This window comes from Spirulina sp. CS-785/01 (assembly GCF_028330525.1).
Lineage (GTDB): Bacteria > Cyanobacteriota > Cyanobacteriia > Cyanobacteriales > Spirulinaceae > JAQMSD01.
In genome coordinates, this window is the sequence record NZ_JAQMSD010000269.1 from 1 (window position 1) to 5,206 (window position 5,206).

General features: G+C 47.5%; 5 protein-coding genes and 1 pseudogene. 2 read left to right on the forward strand and 4 right to left on the reverse strand.

Translation table 11 applies throughout. The annotated features are described in order from the left end of the window. Nucleotides 1-169: 169 nt before the first annotated feature. From PN462_RS17460 to rfaE1, 3 genes are all read right to left on the reverse strand, one after another. Complete coding sequence (locus tag PN462_RS17460; RefSeq protein WP_272130103.1) at nt 170-1,372, reverse strand: WD40 repeat domain-containing protein; 1,203 nt, start codon at nt 1,370-1,372, stop codon at nt 170-172. 34 nt (nt 1,373-1,406) lie between these two features. Next, nucleotides 1,407-2,594: a glycosyltransferase family 4 protein gene (locus PN462_RS17465; RefSeq protein WP_272130104.1), complete on the reverse strand. Its 1,188-nt coding sequence runs from the start codon at nt 2,592-2,594 to the stop codon at nt 1,407-1,409. Between the two features lie 105 nt (nt 2,595-2,699). Beyond that, nucleotides 2,700-3,737, reverse strand: a complete 1,038-nt coding sequence (gene rfaE1 / locus PN462_RS17470; protein WP_272130105.1) for a D-glycero-beta-D-manno-heptose-7-phosphate kinase — start codon at nt 3,735-3,737, stop codon at nt 2,700-2,702. Between the two features lie 111 nt (nt 3,738-3,848). Between rfaE1 and PN462_RS17475 the strand changes: the two genes are divergently transcribed. Beyond that, a complete protein-coding gene (locus PN462_RS17475) occupies nt 3,849-4,007 on the forward strand; it encodes a hypothetical protein (protein WP_272130106.1) in 159 nt (52 codons plus the stop codon). Nucleotides 4,008-4,121: 114 nt separating this feature from the next. Further along, a complete protein-coding gene (locus PN462_RS17480; RefSeq protein ID WP_272130107.1) occupies nt 4,122-4,997 on the forward strand; it encodes a Tab2/Atab2 family RNA-binding protein in 876 nt (291 codons plus the stop codon). Here the strand turns inward: PN462_RS17480 and PN462_RS17485 are convergent. Then, nucleotides 4,937-5,206, reverse strand: a pseudogene (locus PN462_RS17485) (hypothetical protein); the annotation flags it as partial. The gene PN462_RS17480 and the pseudogene PN462_RS17485 overlap by 61 nt on opposite strands.

The window sequence follows — 5,206 nt, forward strand, 5'->3', positions numbered from 1 at the left end:
CTCTCTTATGTCTCAAAGGTGATTCATCGTAAGGATGGGTATAAGTATGGCTTTGTGGCCTAATGTCAAAAAAAGTCGAGTAAATCCCCTACTAGAGGTTAACCCCATCTAAATCTTGTGATTTTAGATGGGGACTGCGCTCAACCGTTGTTCAAGTTAGTTGAATTTACTACTCTACGCCCCATATTTTCATAACTCCCTCCGTAGTTCCACTGAATATCCGTTTACCATCGGTACTGGAAACTACGGAGACGACCGAAGACTCATGACCCAGTAAACTATGCTGTAAACGTCTTGTCCGGACATCCCAAACCTTAATCGCTTGGTCTTTTCCTCCACTAAAAATACTTGTTCCATCTAAACTCAAACAAAGACTATTCACTTCATCTAAATGTCCAATAAATTGATGTTTGAGTTGCCCAGTTTCTAAATCCCAAAGACCAATAATTTTATCATGACTCGCACTAATTAAATACTTGCCATTTCGGGTAAATTCCACCTGCGTAACCGTCCCATGATGCCCGCCAAAGGTGGCATACAGTCCCCCTGTGGGTAAATGCCAAACTTGAATTGTGCCATCGGCACTGCCACTAGCAATTAAAGTCCCATCACCATTAAATGTCACCGTATTAATGGAATTTACATGACCCGTAAAAGTTTGTAACAATTTCCCCGTAGCTAACTCCCAAAGTTGCAAAATTCGATCCACTCCTCCGCAGAGCAACTTAGTCCCATCTGGACTAATACTGAGGGATTTTACAAAATTGGCGTGACCTGTAATAATGCGGAGCAATCCCCCAGTTTTTAGCTTCCAAATTTTAATCGTGCGGTCCATACTGCCACTAATGGCCAACTTATTATCGGGGGTAATGGCCACCGTCGAAACCCAGTCTGAATGTCCCGCTAAATTGTGGATCAGTTGGCCGGTGTGAGCATTCCAGACTTTAATCGTTTTATCGTGACTACTGCTGACTAAAATACTCCCATCAGCACTCAAGGCCAAATCACTAATTGCCGCTTCATGATCCTTGAGGGTTTGTAAACAGGAGAATAATCGCCAGGGATTAAACGATCGCAACGCTAAAATCACCTTGAGATCAGCCCGATTGTGCCACGTCATATAATGCCGTAACAACAGATAGGCCGTCCACTGGACTTGTTTCGCGGAATCCTGTAATGCGTCAATCACTAAAGGAATTCCCTCCTCCCCATACTGCATGGCCGCAGGTAACGCCGCCACCCGCATAGCCGGAATTTCACTCTGGAGGCGTAATTTCACCCCTGATAACCCCCCTAACACCGCACTATCTGGGGGGGCCTGGTGACGACTACCAAGAATCGCGTCAAAGGGTCTAGGATCGGGTTTAGACATAATGTAATGTACTGTTTGCCCAAGTTTCGGCAGACTACCAAAGTACCTGCGATCGCTCCTCAACTACCCGTTTATACACCCTCTGCGTCTGGTAGGCCAACTTCACCCAATCAAAGCGATTCAACAAATCTTGATAGGCATTATCCACCAACTGCCGGGTATAAGCCGGATTTTTTAACAGAGAGAGAATCCCCAAGGCCAGAGACTCCGGGTGATTCGTCCGAGTCACAATTCCCGTTTGGGTATGACGGACCACTTCCGGTAAACCACAGGTATCCGAGACAACGACCGGGACTTTAGCCGCAAAACTTTCTAAAACTACAATACCAAAAGGTTCGTACAGACTGGGGAAGACCGCACAATCAGCAATGGTTTGAAACGGCTTTAAATCCGCTTCCGACATAAACCCCGTAAAATAACACTTATGCCAAAACCCCAAATCCCAAACCCGTTGTTTCAACTCATCCACCTTCCCCCCCCCAACAATCACCAACTTCACCTTTCCCTCCATCTCTCGAATCACCTGGGGAAACGCATCAATCAACACCGCAAGTCCCTTCTCATAACTCATGCGTCCCAAATAATAGACAATTTTCTCCTGATCCACCGCAAAGCGACGACGAAACGCCATCCGGTCAAAATCCGGCGGCAACTGCTTATTAGGCAGATGGAGACCATTATAAATCACATCAATCTTATCCCACGGTGCAGCAAACGCTCGCTCCGCCTCCTGCCGCATATACCCCGTACAAACAATCACCCGCCACGCCTCATAAACCAGCACACTCTCCTTATTATGAATGTAGCGTTGGACTTCATTATAGATACCATTGTGACGACCGTATTCCGTCGCATGAATCGTAGCCACCAACGGCAGCTTAAACAAATGCTTCAGCGCAATGGCCGCATCCCCCACCAACCAATCATGGGCATGAATCACATCAAACTCTGACTCCTCTTTAATTAACTTCCCCCCCAAGGCCCCCAAACTCTCATTCATATTCATCACCCAATGGAAAAAATCATGCCCTGGGGTGACAGAGACACGATAAATATGCACCCCATCCACCACCTCATAATGGGGAGTATCGCCAAACTCAATGGTCAGCAGATGAATTTCATCCCCTAACTTCACCAACTCCGGATACAATTCCGCCACATGACGAGCAATTCCACCAACAATGCGGGGAGGAAACTCCCAAGACAACACTAAAATCTTCATCAAGCCGCTTTTTCAATGAACAATTAACAATTAGCAATTAACACTTAACAATGCAATGAGAAGGGAGTTGAACCAAAACCCAAGACCCAAACAACAAACAACCCATTACAACACAGAGACATCCTCTAGGAGAGTCGCCAACGCCTCCTGCATTTCCGTTACCGATGTTGTGGCCGTCCCAAACTGCCTAACCACAATACTTGCGGCTAAATTGCCCAAAATTGCCGCTTCCCAAAAGGATGCCCCCGCACATAACGCCAAAGTTAACGCTGACACCACCGTATCCCCTGCGCCTGTAACATCAAATACATCGGTGCGATTAAACGCCGGAATATGTTGGGTTTCCCCTTGGGCTGAAAATAAACTCATCCCCTCCTCTCCCCGTGTAATGAGCATCTGCTGGGCCTGGGTGAGTTTTAATAAATCTTCCCCTGCTCGTTGCAGAAAAGCATTATCCTGAACCGGATAACCCACCGCTTGTTCCGCTTCGGGTAAATTAGGGGTGAATACCGTTGCCCCTTGATAACGATGGAGTGCTTTTTGAGTATCCACAATCACCCGATCATGTTGTAAGGCCGCTTCAATAACAGGGGCAGTTAATACCCCTTCCCCATAGTCTGAACATACCACCGCATCCACTTGCGATAATTGAGCTTGAATGATTTCTGCAAGCTGCATTTGTATCTCCCTAGTAGGGAGTTGATCAGATTTACGGTCAACTCGGACAATTTGTTGGGTGACAGACTGCCGCGCATGGCCAGCAATACGGGTTTTTGTCACGGTAGGCCGACTGGGATCAACTAACATTCCTTGAGTATCAATCCCGGACGCTTGGAAAATCTGCCGTAATGCCTCCCCTTGGGCATCTTTTCCGACTAATCCAACAACGTTTACCTTTGCGCCCAATTTGGCTAAGTTATAGACCGCATTTGCCCCTCCACCAGGGATTTGTTGGGTTATTTCGTGCCGGAGGATTAAAACCGGGGCTTCTCTGGAGAGACGCTCCACCTGTCCGGTGAGAAATTCATCTAGGGTTAAGTCACCTATAACGAGGATTTTGGCGTTTTGAAAGGTGTTGAGGTATTGGAGGAGTTGGGGTTGGGCGGTTTCGAGGTGGGGTTTAAATGTGTCAAAGTCGGTCATAGTTGGCGTTATGGGCTAAAAGAATCAGAACCGATCCACAGTTCACCATACAATAATTTGGGAGTGTCGGGTGTTGGGTGAGGGAATGAAGCTAATCCGGAGAAAAAGAGTATGGAATCTTTTATCTATCAACCCCAAAACCAACTCGACGCAGTGGTGAATCAAGCTCAAACTGGGACTTCGACTCCTCAAACTGCTACTCAGTCTCGGACAATTGGCTCGCGCCAAGAACAAACTCTGACTTTAGCCATATTACACCGGGTCGCGTAGGGGGTTAAGTTGGAAGGGTGAGGAAAATAACCCCCTCCCAACTCTGTCCTCGCCAACGTCCCACTCAGGGGGTACGATAAGGGATAATGCCCACTAACAGCATCAGAACGACCTATGGGAACAACAATTTGGGAACTCGATTTTTACTCTCGTCCTGTCTTTGACGAAAACCAGAAGAAGCTCTGGGAAGTCCTCATTTGTGAAAGTCCCTTAGACATTCAACAAACGCCTGATCGTCTTTTTAAGTTTTCTAAGTTCACTAATAATAAGTCGGTGAATTCCCTGTGGTTGAGTGAGGCCATTGAGGAAGCGATCGCGCAGGCCCCCAATCCGCCGAAACGCATCCGCTTCTTCCGTCGCCCGATGAATAATATGATTCTCAAAGCCTGTGAAGAAGTGGGCATTCCCGCTTATGCCAGTCGTCGCACCTACGCACTCAATCAATGGATTAAGGAACGATTAGAAACGGTTTATCCTCAACAGGAGGGGTATGATCCCTCGGCAGCAAAGGCCGCAACGGTGAAGTATCCAGAACTCAATGCCAGTCCCCTCCCGGATGCGGTGCGAGGGGATAAGAGTGATAAATGGGCGTTTGTGACGTTAGAGGCCGCGGCGTTTCAGGAGATGAATGAATGGGATATTGCTTTTAGTGAGGCGTTTCCCCTAGAAATGATGGGAATTACTCCAGATACGAAGATTCCGGGGTTATTGATTTTTTCCCCCCGCGCTATGCCGTTAGCGGGTTGGATGTCGGGGTTAGAACTCAGTTATCTACAACTGGAAACGGGATCACTGCCCCGAATGCGCCTAGAAACGGGGGCGAGTGATAGTTGGATTTTAGCCGATCTCAAGGACAAGGGAACGCTACAAGAGGCCCAAGGGTTTGAGGCCACGAAAAAAGAAGCCAATAATGTCCATTTTCTGGCGGTTCAGTCTGATCCAGAGTCGGAGTCTTTTGCGGGCTTTTGGTTGTTGAAGGAGGATGGATAATGGATAATGGGTAATGGGTAATGGGTAATGGGTAATTGGTTGTTTGTGAACAAGGGAATAGGGAATAGGGAATAGGGAATAGGGAATAGGGAATAGGGAATAGGGAATAGGGAATAGGGAATAGTTGGTTCTTGTTCTCCCCCATCCTCCCCATCTCCCCCATCCTCCCCATCTCCCCCATCCTCCCCATCTCCCCCATCCTCCCCATC